At 41.8% G+C, this 18,163-nt stretch carries 14 protein-coding genes, 2 tRNA genes and 3 pseudogenes; 9 read left to right on the plus strand and 10 right to left on the minus strand.

What is annotated here, in order from left to right; genetic code table 11:
* The first annotated feature begins 22 nt into the window (after positions 1–22).
* The gene (locus MORIYA_RS04365; protein ID WP_112713016.1) at positions 23–1,255 is read left to right on the plus strand and encodes an NAD(P)/FAD-dependent oxidoreductase; all 1,233 of its coding nucleotides are present in this window, start codon (positions 23–25) and stop codon (positions 1,253–1,255) included.
* A gap of 99 nt (positions 1,256–1,354) precedes the next feature.
* Here MORIYA_RS04365 and MORIYA_RS04370 read toward each other — a convergent pair.
* Both MORIYA_RS04370 and MORIYA_RS04375 read right to left on the minus strand, forming a co-directional pair.
* Positions 1,355–1,483, minus strand: a pseudogene (locus MORIYA_RS04370) (IS1595 family transposase); the annotation flags it as partial.
* 261 nt (positions 1,484–1,744) lie between these two features.
* Positions 1,745–2,068: a GNAT family N-acetyltransferase gene (locus tag MORIYA_RS04375; RefSeq protein ID WP_112713018.1), complete on the minus strand. Its 324-nt coding sequence runs from the start codon at positions 2,066–2,068 to the stop codon at positions 1,745–1,747.
* 324 nt (positions 2,069–2,392) lie between these two features.
* Here MORIYA_RS04375 and hmpA point away from each other — a divergent pair, with 324 nt between their 5' ends.
* The 3 genes from hmpA to MORIYA_RS04390 all read left to right on the plus strand — a co-directional run bounded on the left by hmpA (position 2,393) and on the right by MORIYA_RS04390 (position 3,836).
* The gene (hmpA, locus tag MORIYA_RS04380) at positions 2,393–3,583 is read left to right on the plus strand and encodes an NO-inducible flavohemoprotein (RefSeq protein WP_112713020.1); all 1,191 of its coding nucleotides are present in this window, start codon (positions 2,393–2,395) and stop codon (positions 3,581–3,583) included.
* 95 nt (positions 3,584–3,678) lie between these two features.
* Positions 3,679–3,754: transfer RNA gene (locus MORIYA_RS04385), tRNA-Val, on the plus strand.
* A 6-nt stretch (positions 3,755–3,760) separates the two neighbouring features.
* Positions 3,761–3,836 (plus strand) — tRNA-Val (locus MORIYA_RS04390).
* Positions 3,837–4,000: 164 nt separating this feature from the next.
* Here the strand turns inward: MORIYA_RS04390 and MORIYA_RS04395 are convergent.
* The gene (locus tag MORIYA_RS04395; RefSeq protein WP_112713022.1) at positions 4,001–5,029 is read right to left on the minus strand and encodes a hypothetical protein; all 1,029 of its coding nucleotides are present in this window, start codon (positions 5,027–5,029) and stop codon (positions 4,001–4,003) included.
* A gap of 394 nt (positions 5,030–5,423) precedes the next feature.
* On the opposite strand from MORIYA_RS04395, the gene MORIYA_RS04400 reads away from it, so the two are divergent.
* Entirely contained in the window at positions 5,424–6,359 is a 936-nt protein-coding gene (locus MORIYA_RS04400; RefSeq protein WP_112713024.1) for a hypothetical protein, read from the plus strand.
* Positions 6,360–6,364: 5 nt separating this feature from the next.
* Here the strand turns inward: MORIYA_RS04400 and MORIYA_RS04405 are convergent, their stop codons facing one another.
* Both MORIYA_RS04405 and htpX read right to left on the minus strand, forming a co-directional pair.
* Positions 6,365–7,825 (minus strand): SLC13 family permease, encoded by a 1,461-nt coding sequence (locus MORIYA_RS04405; RefSeq protein WP_408632076.1) that lies wholly within the window; start codon positions 7,823–7,825, stop codon positions 6,365–6,367.
* A gap of 263 nt (positions 7,826–8,088) precedes the next feature.
* On the minus strand, positions 8,089–8,967 hold the full coding sequence (gene htpX, locus MORIYA_RS04410; protein WP_112713026.1) for a protease HtpX: 879 nt from the start codon (positions 8,965–8,967) through the stop codon (positions 8,089–8,091).
* Between the two features lie 239 nt (positions 8,968–9,206).
* Between htpX and MORIYA_RS04415 the strand changes: the two genes are divergently transcribed.
* On the plus strand, positions 9,207–9,974 hold the full coding sequence (locus MORIYA_RS04415) for a spermidine synthase (protein ID WP_112718438.1): 768 nt from the start codon (positions 9,207–9,209) through the stop codon (positions 9,972–9,974).
* A gap of 145 nt (positions 9,975–10,119) precedes the next feature.
* On the opposite strand, the gene MORIYA_RS04420 is transcribed toward MORIYA_RS04415, so the two are convergent.
* A complete protein-coding gene (locus MORIYA_RS04420) occupies positions 10,120–10,467 on the minus strand; it encodes a DUF2956 domain-containing protein (RefSeq protein ID WP_112713028.1) in 348 nt (115 codons plus the stop codon).
* Between the two features lie 991 nt (positions 10,468–11,458).
* Between MORIYA_RS04420 and MORIYA_RS04425 the strand changes: the two are divergent.
* Positions 11,459–12,069: pseudogene (locus MORIYA_RS04425) on the plus strand (transposase).
* A 209-nt stretch (positions 12,070–12,278) separates the two neighbouring features.
* Here the strand turns inward: MORIYA_RS04425 and brnA are convergent.
* Positions 12,279–12,524 carry a type II toxin-antitoxin system BrnA family antitoxin gene (gene brnA / locus MORIYA_RS04430; RefSeq protein WP_112713030.1) on the minus strand — a complete coding sequence of 82 codons (246 nt, stop codon included), beginning with the start codon at positions 12,522–12,524 and terminating at the stop codon, positions 12,279–12,281.
* A complete protein-coding gene (locus tag MORIYA_RS04435; protein WP_232011507.1) occupies positions 12,511–12,837 on the minus strand; it encodes a BrnT family toxin in 327 nt (108 codons plus the stop codon). Before MORIYA_RS04435 ends, brnA begins: the two co-directional genes overlap by 14 nt.
* A 209-nt stretch (positions 12,838–13,046) precedes the next feature.
* Here MORIYA_RS04435 and MORIYA_RS04440 point away from each other — a divergent pair.
* Positions 13,047–13,457 (plus strand): annotated as a pseudogene (locus tag MORIYA_RS04440) (transposase); the annotation flags it as partial.
* Between the two features lie 40 nt (positions 13,458–13,497).
* Here MORIYA_RS04440 and MORIYA_RS04445 read toward each other — a convergent pair.
* On the minus strand, positions 13,498–13,992 hold the full coding sequence (locus MORIYA_RS04445) for a helix-turn-helix domain-containing protein (RefSeq protein ID WP_197713353.1): 495 nt from the start codon (positions 13,990–13,992) through the stop codon (positions 13,498–13,500).
* Positions 13,993–14,267: 275 nt separating this feature from the next.
* Positions 14,268–16,073, minus strand: a complete 1,806-nt coding sequence (locus MORIYA_RS04450) for a protein adenylyltransferase SelO (RefSeq protein WP_112713032.1) — start codon at positions 16,071–16,073, stop codon at positions 14,268–14,270.
* Positions 16,074–16,242: 169 nt separating this feature from the next.
* On the opposite strand from MORIYA_RS04450, the gene MORIYA_RS04455 reads away from it, so the two are divergent.
* Positions 16,243–17,979, plus strand: a complete 1,737-nt coding sequence (locus tag MORIYA_RS04455) for a bifunctional metallophosphatase/5'-nucleotidase (RefSeq protein ID WP_174216898.1) — start codon at positions 16,243–16,245, stop codon at positions 17,977–17,979.
* Positions 17,980–18,163: the final 184 nt, after the last annotated feature.

Consider the following 18,163-nt stretch of genomic DNA (forward strand, 5'->3'; position numbering starts at 1 on the left):
TCGACATAATAAGGAATTCTTTGTGTCATCAACACAACCAGCACATGTCGTCATCATTGGCGCAGGCCCTTCAGGTTCACTTGCTGCTGCACTGCTTAACAAGCAAGGTATCAATGCAACGATCATCGAAAAATCAACATTCCCACGTTTCTCAATCGGCGAAAGCTTATTACCCGCGTGTATGGAATCGCTTAAAAAAGCAGATATGTTTGATACCGTTAACGCTGCAGGTTTCCAATTTAAAAATGGTGCGGCTTTCCACGCCAATGGTAAATATACTGAGTTTGATTTCACCGACAAATATACGGCTGGAGAAGGCACTACATTCCAAGTACAACGTGGACACTTCGACAAATTGCTCGCCGACTGTGCAGAGCAACAAGGCGTCACGATTAACTATGAACACGAAGTTAAAAGCATTGATGTTGAAAGAGACAAACCATTATTAATGGTTCTGGATGAAAACCAACATAGCTATGAAATCGAAGCTGATTTTATCCTTGATGCCAGTGGCTTTGGTCGTGTGTTACCGCGCTTATTAGGACTGGAAGAACCATCAACCCTGCCGCCAAGACGCGCTATCTTTACCCACATTGAAGATAACATTACTGCGGCTCACTATGACCGTAATAAGATCTTAGTTTCCGTGCATCCAGATGACAGTAAGGTCTGGTACTGGTTGATTCCATTTAGTAACGGCACGTGTTCGTTTGGTGTGGTTGCTGAACCAGAGTTCTTTGCTAACTATCCAGATGACCATCTTGAAGCGCTAAAACAATTAGCCCGTGAAGAACACAACCTCGCGGCATTACTTGCACAAGCAAACTATCCTAACCCTTGTGGTTCTATTATGGGTTATTCTGCCAATGTGACTAAGCTGTTTGATCGTAACTTTGCTTTGCTTGGTAATGCCGGTGAGTTTTTAGATCCGGTATTCTCGTCTGGTGTCACCATTGCGATGAAATCCGCTGAGCTTGCAACTGACTTATTAATAAAACAGTTCAACAATGAAACCGTTGATTGGCAAACTGACTATGCTGATACGCTAATGACAGGTGTTAACGCATTCCGTTGTTATGTTGAAGGTTGGTATACCGGTGAGTTCCAAGACGTAGTTTTACACGACAATCCTAATCCGAAGATAAAACAGATGATCTGTTCTATTTTAGCGGGTTATGCGTGGGATGAAACCAATCCTTTTGTCGCAGAACCTGCACGTCGTTTAAAAATTGTAGCAGCGCTTTGTAAGTCATAACACTATTGCGAGCCTTCCTCTGTTATTGAGGGAGGTTTGTTATTCAGGTTCAGTTGCCCAGCACCTATTCTTAAATGGCTCAGTTCCATAATATGGTTGTTACCTGTAAGCCGCCACTAACATTTGCTGAAAATTCAACTTAGCATAGCTTTCTCTAAACCAAGCAAGATAATGTGGTAAATACTTCGTTGCCACACCTCGAATTTTTATATCTACCCAGTCTTCAAAAGGTTAACTACACTTATAAGTATAGCCCACATCTTGATGGAACTGAACGTCTTAAATATATTCACAATTGCAGTTGGTATATATGTAAATCCTGATTTTCATTGTCTGTGTTCATATAATTAGGTATTAAATCAACGAATTCAGCTCCAGACTTTTTTGCCACACTAATACTCGCGGTATTATTTTCAAGGCACCTAAATTCAATAATTTTTGCTTCTGTGTTCGCTAACAAATAAGAGGATAACTGAGCAATGATTTTAACTATAATGCCATTGCCATGCGCACAACATGCGACAGCCAATAACCAACCTCAGCAATACCACTCCCAACTGAAATAGACTTGATACCAAAGACACCACAAACTTGCTCGTTGAATTGTATTTTGAACCATCGCGAGCCTGATAACCCACTATTGATACGTTCTACTATGTATTTATACGCGGATATCTCATCTCGAACGCCATCAACCCAATAGAGATATTTTCCTAATTGGGCTCGGCTGGATTCAACTAAATCTAATATATTTAAGGAATCAGTCACCTCTAGAGGAAGTAACTCGATATTTTCAGTAATACTCAATTTCATATAGCGCGTCCTCATAAACATATCAGTTCAACAACCGGTACGGAAATGTCCTAAATCCTTTATTAACAATACTTTACCAATTTAAAACTGCGAGGTACAAGGATTGTGAACATTTAACTTTTGTTGTCATTTAGATAACTTGTTGTATAAATGACAACAAAAAAGTGTTGTCATTTATACAACAACTTAATTCATTAAAATAATAAACACATGAAAACAACAACTTAAAAACTTGGCACGGCTACTGCTATAGAACAAATACAAACATTGATCTAAATCAATTATTCTCAAAACTGATTCACTAACCTCTACAAGGTAGCTATTATGTTAACGCAACACACTATTGATATTATCAAAGCGACTGTCCCTGCTGTTTCTATTCATGCTAATGATATTACAGCGCATTTTTATCCTTTGATGTTTAGAGAATACCCAGAAGTAAAACGCTTCTTCAACCAAAGCAACCAGGCGGGTAACGCACAGCCCAAAGCACTGGCAAATGCCCTTGTTGCTTATGCCAGTAACATCGAAAACCTAGCGGTATTAGAAGCAGCCGTAAACCGCATTGTTAACAAACACGTGTCACTTAATATCCAGCCAGAACAATACGCGATTGTTGGTGAATGTTTATTAAAATCAATCAAAGCCGTACTGGGTGATGCAGCAACAGATGCTGTGATCGAAGCTTGGGGACTCGCATATTGGCAGCTAGCTGATCTATTAATAGCAGCAGAAGAAGCCGCTTATACAGCCAATGCTGAAAAAGAAGGCGGCTGGCGTGGTGAGCGTGAATTCGCTGTCACAACAAAAGTAGCTGAAAGCGATATCATCACGTCTTTCTACCTGACTCCGACTGATGGCAAACCTGTTACATCATTCACACCAGGTCAATTTATTGGTTTAGTATTAACCATTGATGGTGAAGAAACGCGTCGTCAATACAGCCTGTCTGATGCTCCAAACTCAGAATACTTACGTATCAGTGTTAAACGTGAAGAAGGAGGCACCGTATCTAACTACCTACACAGCCGCATTCAAGCCGGTGATACACTGCGCGTATTAGCACCAGCGGGTGACTTCGTATTAAAAGACAACAACAAACCCGTTGTACTCGTCACTGGCGGCATTGGTATTACACCGGCAATCAGCATGCTAAACAGCTTGAAAGACACAGACCGCCCTATTCACTTTATTCATGCTGCGATGAATACTAAGGTACATGCATTCCGTGACCATGTAACCAACCTTGCAGCTGAAAACGACAACATCAAACCCTACTTCGTTTACAGTGATGCAACAGCAGAATGCAAGCCAGATGCAACCGGTTTCATCAATTTAGCCATGCTTGAAGAAAAAATCGGTGATGATCGTGATGTCGAATTCTATTTCTTAGGACCAAAACCTTTCATGCAAGCAATGAATGGTTTCGCACCCAAATTAGGGATCCCAGCTGAAAATGTGCATTTTGAATTCTTTGGTCCGGCAGAAGATCTAAATATCGACCCAACTGCTTAGTTTTGAAGCAAAGGACTGATATTATTTAAAAAAGACTTGCCGATAATTTGGATGCGGGCTAATATTTGTTTCGTCTTAACGGCATACCAAATTACGCTCGCTTAGCTCAGTTGGTAGAGCGCTAGCTCGACATGCTAGATGTCACAAGTTCAAATCTTGTAGCGAGCACCACATTCCGCGTCCTTAGCTCAGTTGGTAGAGCGCTAGCTCGACATGCTAGATGTCACAAGTTCGAATCTTGTAGGACGCACCAAATAATGAAGCCTTGCTCAATGAGCGAGGTTTTTTTATGTCTAAATTCAGCGTTTATTATATTTGAAGTGCAAAGGTTTTCGTAATACTCATACACTGAAACCGGCTTAGCAAGGTTTCAGTGTAATTTACACCGTAGGCATTAAGCACTTAAATCCTGATGTTTCAAAGCTCAGATAGGCAAGTATGGCTCTCCACCCCGCCGTCCTTCAAAACACATAACTCATTTATAATAATCATTTTTAACTCAGTCACCGCAACAACGTAATCAACATCACCCTGTTGCAACGCTTGATAACCAGGAAAACTTAATCTCAGCTTATTCATTTGCTTATCTATATGCTTAATCGTCGTTACTAAACTTGCGTTAAACTCACTGACCAACTTATCCGCGCTTTGCTGATCAATAACAGACAAGCCTTGTAAGATCCCTGTTTCGCTAGCAAAGTGCTCAGCCAGTGCAAATTCAACATCTTTATACCATTCACGCACCGCTAACAGTGGCGCGACATCGGTATTCAAGCCCTGATGGCAAGTAGCTAAGATCGGCGCTTGTTCAAACAGCTGATCAAAATGTGTTTGCGTATTGACATAACTGATCATGGCTGGAAATAGCATTTGAATGTCATCAAGCTTTAGCTGTTCATTCGATGCAAGCGTTAATGCTTGTTGCTTGGCTTTACGCCATTTGGAGGAGAACCAACGAAACATCCCGGCATTATCCAAACAGCATTGGATCGATTGCAGTGAACTTATAGACCCCAGCGCATTGGTATTCACAAACTGCGCAAGCTGCTTGTTTAATGGTTTTAAAATAGCTAAATGCTGTTGTAATGCCGCTAAACGAAAATCCATTTCATAACAATTAAAACTCTCATCCCTTAACGACCATAATGCTTGCGGCGCACTCTGGATAAGTTGCACCAACACAGCAAGTTGTTCAGTACTGGTTGCAGAACCATGTAAGCAAATTTGTAATTCTGATGGTAGATCTGCTTTTCGCTGCGCGTAGCTATCTTGCAATTGCTGACAGTTCGCTAAAACGGCATCAAGTTCAAGGGTCTGGAATTCAATTGCTTCAAGTGTCATCAAACCCGAAATACCCAAGTCGTTTAGCTGTTTAGCTGCACCAGCATGGGGCTCGTCGTTTAGTGTTTTATCTTGTAGCAAACGACCCATTTCCAACGATGACATTATTTTATCCTACTCAATATGAGGTTCTGCACATTAACCGCCTGTTTAACTTAGCATAATCAACTGCAAATATTTAACAGACTTCAGCTTACCTTATTCCGCAGCGTTAATCGACCTACTTCATCTTACCTGCTATTCGCTATACTATTTAATGATATATCTTGATTTTATAACTGACTGTAGCAGAAGAAAATTCAAGGTTCACACGACAAGAACTAACAAAATAATTAGACCCAGGGCAATTAACACGAAATATAAAGTAACCTCTAAAACTGACATAGTAGTGAATGCTATGAATTAGTTGTTTAAATGTTTATTAAAAGCTGTTTAAATGTTGTCGTTATTGATGATGATTTTAAATTCTAAAAATAAATTCAAAGAAAAGTGGTGATCTATGAAGACAATGCCAATGCTAGACCAGTTCATTCAGCGTCACCAGTTGGATGCAGATTATTTAACTCATGCAGAAAAGTACTTTTCTAGTGCACTACTAAGTATTGTTGCGCACCAAAAACAGGCAAAAAAAACCTTTATCGTCGGTATCAACGGCTGTCAAGGCTCGGGGAAATCAACCCTTGCCGATTATCTTGGCACTCGCCTAAGTAGCGAATTTGACTTAAATGTTGCAGTATTATCTCTAGACGACTTCTATTACAGCAACAAACAACGTAACGAACTAGCCAATCAAATTCACCCTCTATTACGTACCCGTGGTGTTCCAGGAACGCATGATATGGACCTTGCCAAGGCAACATTAGATAAGCTCTGTGCAGGCGCAACGGCGGACTCGCCTGTACTGCTACCACGATTTAACAAATTTTCTGACAACCCTTACCCAAAATCACAATGGCCAATTGTCGATCGTCCTATTGATGTGATCATCTTAGAAGGTTGGTGCCTAGGCGTACAGCCGCAACTAATGAAAGACCTTATTTATCCGATCAACAAATTAGAAGCGACAAAAGACAAATACGGTATTTGGCGCAGTTATGTCAATCAACAATTAAAACAAAACTACCAAGAATTTTACCAACGTATCGATCATTGGTTAATGCTCAAAGCACCTAGTTTCGACAGTGTACAAGCATGGCGATTAGAACAAGAAAATAAACGTCAAACGTTACAACAGAATACTGACCACAAACAACAAGAAACATTTATGACCAGTGCAGAAGTGCGTAATTTCACTGCTTATTTCCAACGCATTACCGAGCAGTGTTTAGCAACGTTACCCAGCCAATGTGATTGGGTATACGAATTAGATAATAAACGTAACATCGTTAATACTACGCAACCTACTTTAACAACATCAGCAACAACTGTAGATTAAAGCGGCTAAATCAGTACCAGAATAACCATATAAACCAGAGACAAACCAGCAAGGCCCATGATAAGTCCAACTCTTGCCATATCTTTGCTGGCAACTAATCCCGTCGCATATGCCAACGAATTAGGCGGTGTTGAAACCGGTAATATCATCCCGAGTGAAGCAGAACACGCCACCACCACCAACATCACCAACAATGACAAATCATCCATTGAAGTCGCGACTGCCGCTGCGATGGGCATTAATAAATTAGCCGTTGCAGTATTGGAAATAAAATTGGCCATTAACCAACACAAGAAAGACATGACTAAGATCACCAACAAGGCCGGCAGCACTGAATAATCAATCGAATTAGCCATGACAGCCGCTAATCCAGTTTTATCTAACGCAATTCCAATCGCAATACCACCAGCAACTAGCCATAATACATCCCAATTAATCAACTTAAGCTCTTCTTTGCCTATGATGCCTGTTAACGTGAAAATCGCCAAAGGCACAATTGCCACAACATAGGTATTCATGCCATGTAAGCCTGTGCTCATCCATAACACAATCGTGAGAGCAAAGGTGATATAAACCACGATTGCTTGCCAGCTCCGCTGGAAATCACCACCGAATTGCAAATGTAAACTGTCACAACTGAATGGGAACAATTTTTGTAATAGCCACCACGCAAACGCTAATAATACCAACACAAAGGGTAGCCCCATCATCATCCAATCCAGAAAGCTGACACTATAAAGATCATTTAAATACTGTAATGCAATCGCATTGGGGGGCGTGCCGATCGGGGTTGCAATACCACCGAGATTGGCAGAAATTGGCACGCACAAGACTAAGGCTTTAATGCCCTTGTCTTCTTTCGGTACTGACATTAGGATTGGACCTAATAATGAAAGCATCATCACAGTCGTTGCCGTATTGGACATAAACATCGAAAACATCGCAGTGATCATCATCAAACCCAGCATGATCGACGCGGGTTTCGTGCCAAAAGGTTTTAATAATACGTTGGCAAGATTGGTATCAAGGGCATATTTGTTCGCGGCAATGGCTAGTGAGAAGCCACCAAGAAACAACATAATAATCGGTGACGAAAAGGCAGCAAAAATATCGTTATAATGCATCAAGCCTTCAATATTAGTAGCAGGGTCTACACCATCATTAAAAAAGCGAAAGCTGTATAAGCCTTGATCAGACAACATCATCAACTCAAGCATGATAATTAAAATTGAAGTAGCAAACACAGGGACAGGTTCGAGGATCCACAGCAGGGCAGCAAGAATAAAAATGGCTAACAATCGATGCTGGATTATAGTGAGGTCATCAAAGGGGAATTGAGAAGTAGGAACGGACAGTAAAAATAGCGGGATCCCAAATGCAATGATTAACTTAACTAACCTCGCCATCAACAAATTTTTTTCAATACTATTACGACCTGGTCCTTTATCTATAGTCATGTTCGTCATTAGCTGTCACCTCACAAGCCACTAATTCACAACATATAAAATACACTTTTTTAGCATTTATTATTCGTTTGTCTATCACATTTTAACGTTATAACCGCATTTTATTAACCATAAAGAGATAGTACTTAATTTATACCGCGCAACTTATCTCTAAAATAGCCTTATAGAACGTAAAAAGCCCCAAAGGGTTAATCTTATTGTAAGTAAGAGTGCCAATGGGGCTAACTTAATCATCTAAAATGATTATTTAAAACATCCGTATATTAAAGGTTACGTAATGCGTTAATACGGTTTTGCAGTGGTGGATGGCTCATTAATAACTCCATCATGGTCTTCTTACCAGTAATACCAAACGCCAACATCGAACCTTCAAGTTGTGTTTCTTGACTCGTTTTAAGACGCTCAAGAGCTGCAATCATCTTGTCTTTACCAACGAGGTCGGCAGCGCCAGAGTCTGCTTTAAACTCACGTTGACGACTGAACCACATAGTTAAGAAACTGGCTAAGAAACCAAATAGCATTTCTAACGCCATTGATACGATGAAGTAAGTCATAAAGCTACCGCCACCTTCACCCTCACCTTCTTCATCATTCGATGTGAAACCACTTACTGCATTAGCAACCATACGAGATAAGAAGATAACAAAGGTATTCACAACACCTTGCATCAAGGCCATCGTGATCATGTCACCGTTAGCAACATGATTGATTTCGTGAGCAACAACCGCTTCAGCTTCATCGCGTGTCATTTGTGCTAATAAACCCGTTGATACCGCAATTAAGGCAGCATCACGTTTAGCACCGGTTGCAAATGCATTCATCTCGGCAGCATCATAAATAGCAACATCAGGCATACCAATACCGGCTTGTTTGGCTTGTCGAGCAACAGTTTCTAATAACCAGTGTTCATTTGAATTACGAGGTTCGGTGATGATCTCGCCGCCAATTGAACGTAGCGCCATTTTCTTCGACATCATTAATGAAATCAATGAACCACCGAAACCAAACAATACCGCCATCACCAACAACCCAGAAAGGCTACCTGATTGAATGCCAGTAGTCGCATAGATAATGTTTAATACAATACTAAAAACCACCATTACAGCCAGGTTGGTTGCAAGAAATAGCATAATGCGTTTCATATATTTGTGTTCTCCAATAAAAATAGAGTGACATAATATGACAAATTAAAGAAAACGCAAAGAGAGAACACTGTAAAGAGGAGTAAAGAACAAAAAGTGACCTTTAAACGCCCTGAGCATCTAAAGGTCCAAAATACTTAACTCCCTCACGATATACCCTCTAAATGCGATATACTCATCACGGAACTAAGCTTAGACTTTAAGGATCACAAGGCTGTATGTTAGAAGTTAAAAATACGATGAATATTAATGGTACCTGTATTTCACACACGGTCGATGAGCACGGTCCTATCTATGTTTACGAAACAAGGACTAGCCGGATCCTCAGCTTTGATGGGAAGATCTACCAAAGTTTCATGAAACTGAATAACATTAATGGATTAGCGCTCGGCTACACGCAAGCCATGATGGCGGGTTTATTGTTTATCCCCACACTCAAAACAGTCTCGATTATGGGACTAGGTGCTGGCTCAATGGCAAAGAACCTACTCAGTAGTTTCTCCGAGTTAAACGTACACGTGGTTGAATACCGTGAAGCAGTGGCGAAGACCGCAAAAGAATATTTTAGCTTACCCGACAGTGACCGCCTCTTCATTCATATAGACGATGCGGTAAATCACATTAAAAACACCAACATGAAAAGCGACATTATTTTTTCAGATCTATACAACTCGGAAGGTATGGAACCGAAACAAGTACAAGTATCTTACTTGCGTGATTGTAAAAACGCGCTCAACGAACAAGGTGTCCTCGTACTCAATATCTGCCATACAACACTTGAATTACAAAAAGAGTTAGATGCATTACTCGCGCTGGAATTTGATAACCAATTGCTTAGTTTCGCCGTAGACAGTAGCAACACAATCGTACTCGCATTCAAAAACAACATCCCTTCAATAAAAAAATCTGAGCTACTGACTAAAGGTAAATGGCTGCAAGAAGAAATGAACATTCCGATGCTACGCTATGCTGAATTACTTTGTGATACGCAAGATTTATGCGGGTAGCAAGCGAACAACACCCACTATGTATAGAATAAGTGTCGTTGTATAAGAATAGGTGTCGTTGCATAACACCTATTCTTATATGCTCAATATAGATTTGATGCTGTCTGCAACCTGCGCGTACGTTCACGGGTAGGTTGCAAAACGATTAACCGAGTTTAATCACACCATTTTGTACAAGATAGCCTGCAAAACCAGCCCAGCTTAGCGCTAATAATGCCCATGGTAATCGGCTTGAACTTGCTGGTGTTTGTTCAATTTCAATCTCTGCTTCATTTTCTTTTGCTGCTGCCGCAGTATTAGATCTTATTTTTTGTTTTTTCTGCTTATCAAGTTGTCGAGCTTTAGCTTTATGCTGTTTTTTGTATTCAGCAATTCCCTTCTCAATACCTGCCGCGATCAATTTAGTCTGCTCTCTGCTTTGACCTGGTTTTTTAATACCGTTCGCAATGCGTGTCGATTCTGTTTGCACTTCTGTTGATACTTTCTGTGTCATGGATTGTTCACTCTTAATTCAGTTAACTTGATGATAAATAACTCAGGTCCATGTTGCAAGTTTGCAAGATTATATTCCAAGTTTCCTATGACCTATTTCTGGAAAATAGTGCCGTCATGTATTCTATGGAATATGTTGAAAAACAAATAATCAAGTTACACCAAGTTAACTTATTAAGGGGTCAGTTCGCCTTAGCATGCACACGGCTTAGAGCGGTTACATGAATTGGGATTATCAGCTAACTTGTTGGACAAAAACGTGGTAGAGCGATCCATTACTGAGCCGACCCCACACAGATCCAGACGTGCGGAACTACCGCATCCGGCTCTTCAGTTATATATTCACTCGTGCAGACTTTGCCTTCACGTACTCGATAATAAAACATCTTACTCTCGTTCCTCTGTCCAGCGATATTTTATTGCCAACACAGCTTCACCTGAATGTAACGAATTGCAATTCAGTTTTCATGCATTATCCAGCCCTACATGTCTGGTGCATGTTTCTATTACAATTCAAATATAACTGTCAGCTCCTTCGCCATGGTCAAGGCTTTCCCCTGCTCAGACTACTATGGGCTGATCTGACTTCCAAAGGGTCATCGCTGGCTTTGCTTTTGGCTAAGCTTCCCTACCACATCCTGTGGAACACCTTTGGATCTCTCAAGTTCTCAATACATCTCTTCAAACATGCCACGACAATCCCTATGGCCTATATGATTCTCTGTGTACGCTTCACCTATATTGTTCGCTTGATTGTGATCGCTCACTGAAAAGCATCGGCTAATCTCAAACTCCGCCAAAGGCGCAACACTCGATACAGGTGGTTGGTTAAACCTTACCTGACAGGGACTTACACCCTGCAAGATGCATCAAGCTTTGCTTGACGCACTAGACATAATGACTCCCCACTAGGTGCTACCTCCAACATTGTGGGTTAGTTTTTAAAACCAGAGCCATAATATATTCATCACAAATATAAAATGGAGACTAGCATGAGTAAACATAACATAGTTTTTATTGGCATGGACACACACAAATCATTTATTGAGGTCGCTTATATTGAAGATGTGCGGGGCGTCAAACCAATTCATCTTGGTAAGAATCCATCAACGAAACAATCAGTTATAAAATTGGTGCGTCGGTTCGAATCGCTATTTACAATTAATCGCCACATGCAACTCTGCACTTCGTTTATGAAGCCGGTCCTTGTGGTTATTGGATCTACCGTTTGATCACCCAAGAAAACTAATGAGTTACTTAGGGCTGGTTCCTAGCGAACATAGTAGTGGTGGGAGCCGTAAGCTCGGATCTATTACTAAGTGTGGTAATAGTCGAGCAAGGCGCTTACTTGTTGAGGGGGCACACACCTATCGCTTTGCAGCAAACATCTCCAAAGAACTGCAACTTCGACAGGAATACCTAGGTAAAACCATTGTTGCTGACCTAAATGGAAAGCGCATGTAAAGCACAGCTTAGGTTGTGCCGTCGATATCAAACCATGTTACGCCGTGGCAAACATCATAATGTAATTGTCACGGCCATAGCGCGGGAAATGATTGCCTATATCTGGGCGAAAGCAAGTAATCCACGAATATCAGCATGATGACCGACGAATATACTTGCTTCATTCTTACGTTAACTCACTTTATTAATAAAAGTGAATTTATAGCTATATTTTTTAGCAAGGATCTCTGCGTTTTACTTGACGTGGGGAGTCATACCAACGCCGCATTAAGCGGACTAAAATTGTGGGTTATACTGTGTAGCGAAGCGGAACGTAACCCACTGTTTTAGTTCCGTTTAAATGCCTTGTTAACCGTGTTTAAGATGATGGTGATTAATGTTTTCTATTCGTTCGGCTAGCCACACTTTTATAATTGATTGCCTAGTTACACCAACGCGACTTGCTTCGCGATCTAGTGAGTCAACCATCCACTCAGGGAAGTCTACGTTAACCCTTTTAGTTGTTTGCATAGTGCGTTTCGCTTTAGATAAATCAAGGTTGGCAAATATATCATTGCCTTCATCAAATTCTTTATCAAAATCAGAAGCTTTCATAAAATTTCACCTCATTTTTTCGTGAGCGTCTAACTGAAATTATACGTATATTTATATCTCGATACGTAATAACAGCAGACCAATGCTTGCCATTATGGAATGCGATTATTACAAAACGAGATTCATCGCTTGTATTCGCAGGGATCTCGATTAAATCAGGATCATTCCACAGTAATTTAGCCTCCTCAAAATCGATATCATGCTTATCGAGGTTGATTTGACTCTTATTTAGATCATATTCAAAAGTATACATAGAGTTAAAACTATACCTTTTCGGCATAAATTGCAAGTATGGGATTATACGGCTAGACATAATAACTCCCCACTAGGTGCTAGCCTCCAACATTGTGGGTTAGTTTTTAAAACCAGAGCCATAATATATTCATCTTGGTAAGAATCCATCAACGAAACAATCAGTTATAAAATTGGTGCGTCGGTTCGAATCGCTATTTACAATTAATCGCCACATGCAACTCTGCACTTCGTTTATGAAGCCGGTCCTTGTGGTTATTGGATCTACCGTTTGATCACCCAAGAAAACTAATGAGTTACTTAGGGCTGGTTCCTAGCGAACATAGTAGTGGTGGGAGCCGTAAGCTCGGATCTATTACTAAGTGTGGTAATAGTCGAGCAAGGCGCTTACTTGTTGAGGGGGCACACACCTATCGCTTTGCAGCAAACATCTCCAAAGAACTGCAACTTCGACAGGAATACCTAGGTAAAACCATTGTTGCTGACCTAAATGGAAAGCGCATGTAAAGCACAGCTTAGGTTGTGCCGTCGATATCAAACCATGTTACGCCGTGGCAAACATCATAATGTAATTGTCACGGCCATAGCGCGGGAAATGATTGCCTATATCTGGGCGATATCGCGTGAAATAGTGCTGACACCCGTAGAGCCAAAATTACGGCATCGAGAGTGCCTGCATGATGAAAGTTAGCTGACCCACGACCTAGACTGAAGGCAGGTGTCACGACGCCTCTCGATTTAAGAAAAGTAGTAAGGTAGGCGCTGCTTGTGAAAGCAAGTAATCCACGAATATCAGCATGATAACCGACGAATATACTTGCTTCATTTTAGCGAGTAATAATGATTGTTTATCTGCATCCCATTTGAACCCGTTACTCATGTAACTGGCTGATTGATAATGATGCTTTGATTTAAATTTAGGGTAACCAAACCCTGACTTAAAAAAGGACTGAAAACCTTTGTTAAGGTGTTTTAACGCCTGTTGCAAAGGCACGCTTGATATGTCTTTCAGCCACAAAAGGTCGGGGTTCTTTTTAAGCTGAGTGAGGTTCTTACTCCAATCGTTATAATTGGTTTTATTGCCTAGTTCATACTGCGCTTTAGAAAACGCCAATGCTGAATTATAAGCGACACGCACACAACCAAATGTCTGAGAAAGCATGACTGCTTGCTCGTTATTCGGGTGAAATCTGTATTTGTACGCGATTAACTTCAACAGAATAAAGGCCAGGGCGCTTATTGCTTCGCAATAACGACTTACATTCCCGACATAAATGACGGGGTTTTACGTCAAAGATTATAAACTCTTTATCAGGTTTACTGCCCAGCCATGATTAACTGAACCTTACGTGACTTACTTATTGTATCGATGATGTAAGATAAGTCACCAGATACAACTTTAAGTGCAATTTGTTCTTGAGTATGACAAATTGAAGAACGCCGCATTCACTATTAAGTTGTTTCTGGCATTACTTTTTTAAATTCAAAGAATCACGACGAGCAACTAAGATGGGACAATCCACCCACCTCAAAAAATTCAGGCGGTTTCAACCTATAGTATTTATCCTCCACGTCCTTCGACTGCTCTGCATATGGCTGTGTCATCACGTCCTGCAGTTCTCGAATTAGAGAGTAATTTCCCGCAGCTGCTTGCTGATAAGCTGGCATAACAAACCACTCTCGCAAAATGTATTTTGGGTTAACGAGCTTCATCTGCCTAGAGATTTCCTCACTGGATCGGGGCGAAGGTGCGTTCGCGTCACTGGCGCTGTTGAGCAGTGTTTTCCATTTTTCGAGCCACTCTGTCCAGCGCTTGTCCATCTCTTTGGCGTCCCTCTTTTTGGGGTCAGAGTCATGCGCCCTATTATTGTATAAGTTTTCGTAGAAGCTTTTCTTCAGTGGCCCAATGTCGTTGGGTATCGACGAGAGCTCGCGGAAGAAAATAGTGTAATCGACCGGCGTTTGCATCATGAGTGTTTCTAGCTCGCTGATCAGGTCGTTGCAAAGTGCCTTGTGAGACGCGGGGTTCAAAGTGCCTATATCAAGATCCAGTCCCAGCTTGGCAGCCCACATCGAGTCCATTTGCGTGTGCATTACTGTCGAAAATCCACTTTGAATCTCATCAAGCTCTAGCAAATAGTCCTGATGCGATGCCAGCAACGGCCGTAACGCTAAACAAAACATGTCGAAGTTTTTTTGCGCTGCGCTTGGTTGGTTCATGAATGAGAAGTGATGACCGCCACCCGTCCAAGGCTGATAATGCGGGTTAAACACATCGCAAAAGCCGAAGGGACCATAATCAAGTGTAAAGCCACCGACTGCGCAGTTGTCGCTGTTGAAGTTACCCTGACAGAAGCCGACGCGGATCCAGTTAGCCACCAGTGACGTGAGGCGGCGTTGAAACTCGCGCGCCAACAACACCACTTTTTCTGGGGTGGTGAGTTGCCTATCGATAACGTCAGCGTACTCACGATCAATCAAGTGCAGCACAATCTTCTCGAGTTCTTCCATCGCTTTCGGGTGTTCGTTTTTACGGGTACGGCGAGCGAAAAGTTCGAGTTGGCCGACGCGGATGAACGACGGTGCGACACGTGTCGAGATAGCGACGGCTTCAGATATAAGCATGTCGGGATTCTCCGAGCGTGAGCCCTGTGAGTACCACGGTCGCTTCACCTTCTCAGTTTTTGAAACGTACAAACTCAAAGACCGTGATGTGGGCACGCCCAGTGCGTGCATGTGCTCCTGAGCCAAGAACTCGCGGATACTCGAGCGCAAGACCGCGCGACCGTCCGCACCGCGGCAATATGGCGTGCGGCCACCACCTTTGAGCTGCATTTCCCAGCGTTGACCATTGATCACGGCCTCAAGCACAGAAATTGCACGACCGTCTCCATATCCGTTGCCGGTTTGGAACGGGCACTGCTGGATGTATTCAGTGCCGTAGATGGAAAGTGCGTAGCCAGTAGCCCAACCAACCTTGCGCATCGGCTCTGGAACCTGCGAGATGTCGCCGGAGAACATGCGGACGAAATCGGGGGACTCGGCCATACTGTCGGCGAAGCCAAGCTCGAAAAAAAAGGTTTTACTGTGCGCTACATACTCTGGGTCTTTGATTGGAGTAGGATTGACGGGGACATAATGGCCAGTGAAGACTTGTCGCGGCGCGTGGTCGGCACCGTTTTCTGTCGCATCAGGATCACAGTTGAGCGTGTCCATAAGAGAATAGTTTGCCAACTTCGCAAGATCGTTGAGCGTCGATATAGTCGAGGAGGTTTTCTGAGGCAGTCGGTTTGTCATAGTTGTTTATACCAAGGCTAGTAAAAATAAATTTTAATACTTTATATCTGACACAGGATTATGTGCAACAAGCTTCCTATATTCAATATTATCAAATATGTTAAACTTATCTGGAAGGGCTTTCCATTCAGTTAACACGAACGATTAAAATACAGATGAAAATTGAAACATGATGATAAAGAATAATAAGCCAGTTAGGATAACACTCGCACATATAAATGATACGCACTCTTACTTTGAACCTCAGTCACTGCAATTACAGCTTAACATTGATGGCCAGAGTATATCGCCTTATGTCAGTAATGGCGGGTTTTCTCGTATAGCAACCAGAGCTAAACAACTTAAAGCGACAGCCCTGCAACATGATCGCGACTTTATATTTGTTCATGCTGGAGATTGTTTTCAAGGGACGCTCTATTTCTCGCTGTTTAAAGGTAAGGCCAACTCAGATATGCTCAACGCACTGGGCATTGATGTAATGACAATTGGTAACCATGAACTCGATATGGGCAATGAACCTGTGGCGGCATTTTTAGATCGTATTCAGTTCCCACTGTTAGCGGGTAACTGGGACCTTTCTAACGAAATAAAAACGAAGTCTCATCATTTAAGCGGTCGTTCAAACTTATTCTCTTATCAGGCTGATAAGCAGACTGCACGCTGGATGACTCGTGTTGTAGATGGCGAGCCCGTGGCTATATTCGGAGTGTCATTGGATAAGATGGCCGATATAGCGAATGTAGATCCGGATACGCCATTTGTTAATGCCTTTGAAACCGCCAAAAATACTGTTCGAGCTATCCGAAAATTAGGCATTAATAAGATAATATTAGTGAGCCATCTTGGTTTTGATGGTGACTGTGAATTAGCTAAAAAAGTGGATGGTATCGGCTTAATTATTGGTGGTCATAGCCACACCCTTCTCGGAGATTTCAGTGATTTAGGACTTAAAAAAGAATCTGAATACGGACATCAGGTTAATGGCACTTATATTGTTCAAGCGGGATTTCACTCACAGGCACTTGGTCACTGTGACATTGATTTCGCCGCCGATGGTTCGGTGAGCACTTTCAAGGGCAAAAATGAACTGCTTATTGGTCGCCGACTTTGTATCGATGCAAGCTTGTTAACAGCCAATGATGATGGCATCCATGCAAAGGCTAGCCTCTACCTAACTCAGCATAAAAACGTGGTTGTATGTAAAAAAGATCCGATACTACAAAGCTTGCTACAGGATAAATATATCCCTAGAGTACATAAACTGCAAAATACCGTGATCGCTAAGTTAGCAGAGGATATGCGACACATCCGCGTTCCCGATCTGAAGGGAGGCAGTGATATTGCCCCGCTCGTCGCTGAATCTTTTGCTCATATGATGAATAAAAATGGTCATCGCGTCGACTTTGCAATTCATAATGCTGGCGGTGTGAGAACGTCTTTACACCGCGGTAATATTTCAATTGGTGATATTGCAGGTAAGCTACTGCCCTTTGCCGTTCCCATCGGTGTTTATCGCATCAAAGGCAAATACATAGCACAGGCACTAGAGGGTGCAATCAACAACGCCACCAATAATGGGGTTCTTGGCTCTGGCTCGGGAAGTTACCCTTATACCTATAACCTGAATTTTAGCTATTATGCTCAGCGCCCCCTTGGTAAACGAATTGCTAAACTGACTATCTATACGGAAGAAGATGGTTGGAAGGATATCGATCATGACATGATTTATTACGGAAGCTCCTCCGCTTATACCATGAAAGGTAAAGAAGGTTATGAAGCATTGACCATGATGGAAGGTGAGGGGATTATCACCCAACATTCGATGGCAGATTGCTTCATTGATTTTATCCAAACAGACTATAAATCGTCTTCACGTGAGCAGTGGTGGTATGACAAACGGATATGAACATATAGTTTGTTAGTTAAAGTGCCATATACACTTTGGGAAAAACCGCTTTAGAGCTATCACATAAACAACGCATAAAATATGCTTGATTGTTGTTACCACATACTAAATAAGCCTTATTTGGCAGAAACCTATGATGATAACTCGTGATAGTGTTGATATTTGCAATAGAACAATGCTATTA

It is taken from the genome of Moritella yayanosii, assembly GCF_900465055.1.
Classification (GTDB): Bacteria; Pseudomonadota; Gammaproteobacteria; order Enterobacterales; family Moritellaceae; genus Moritella; species Moritella yayanosii.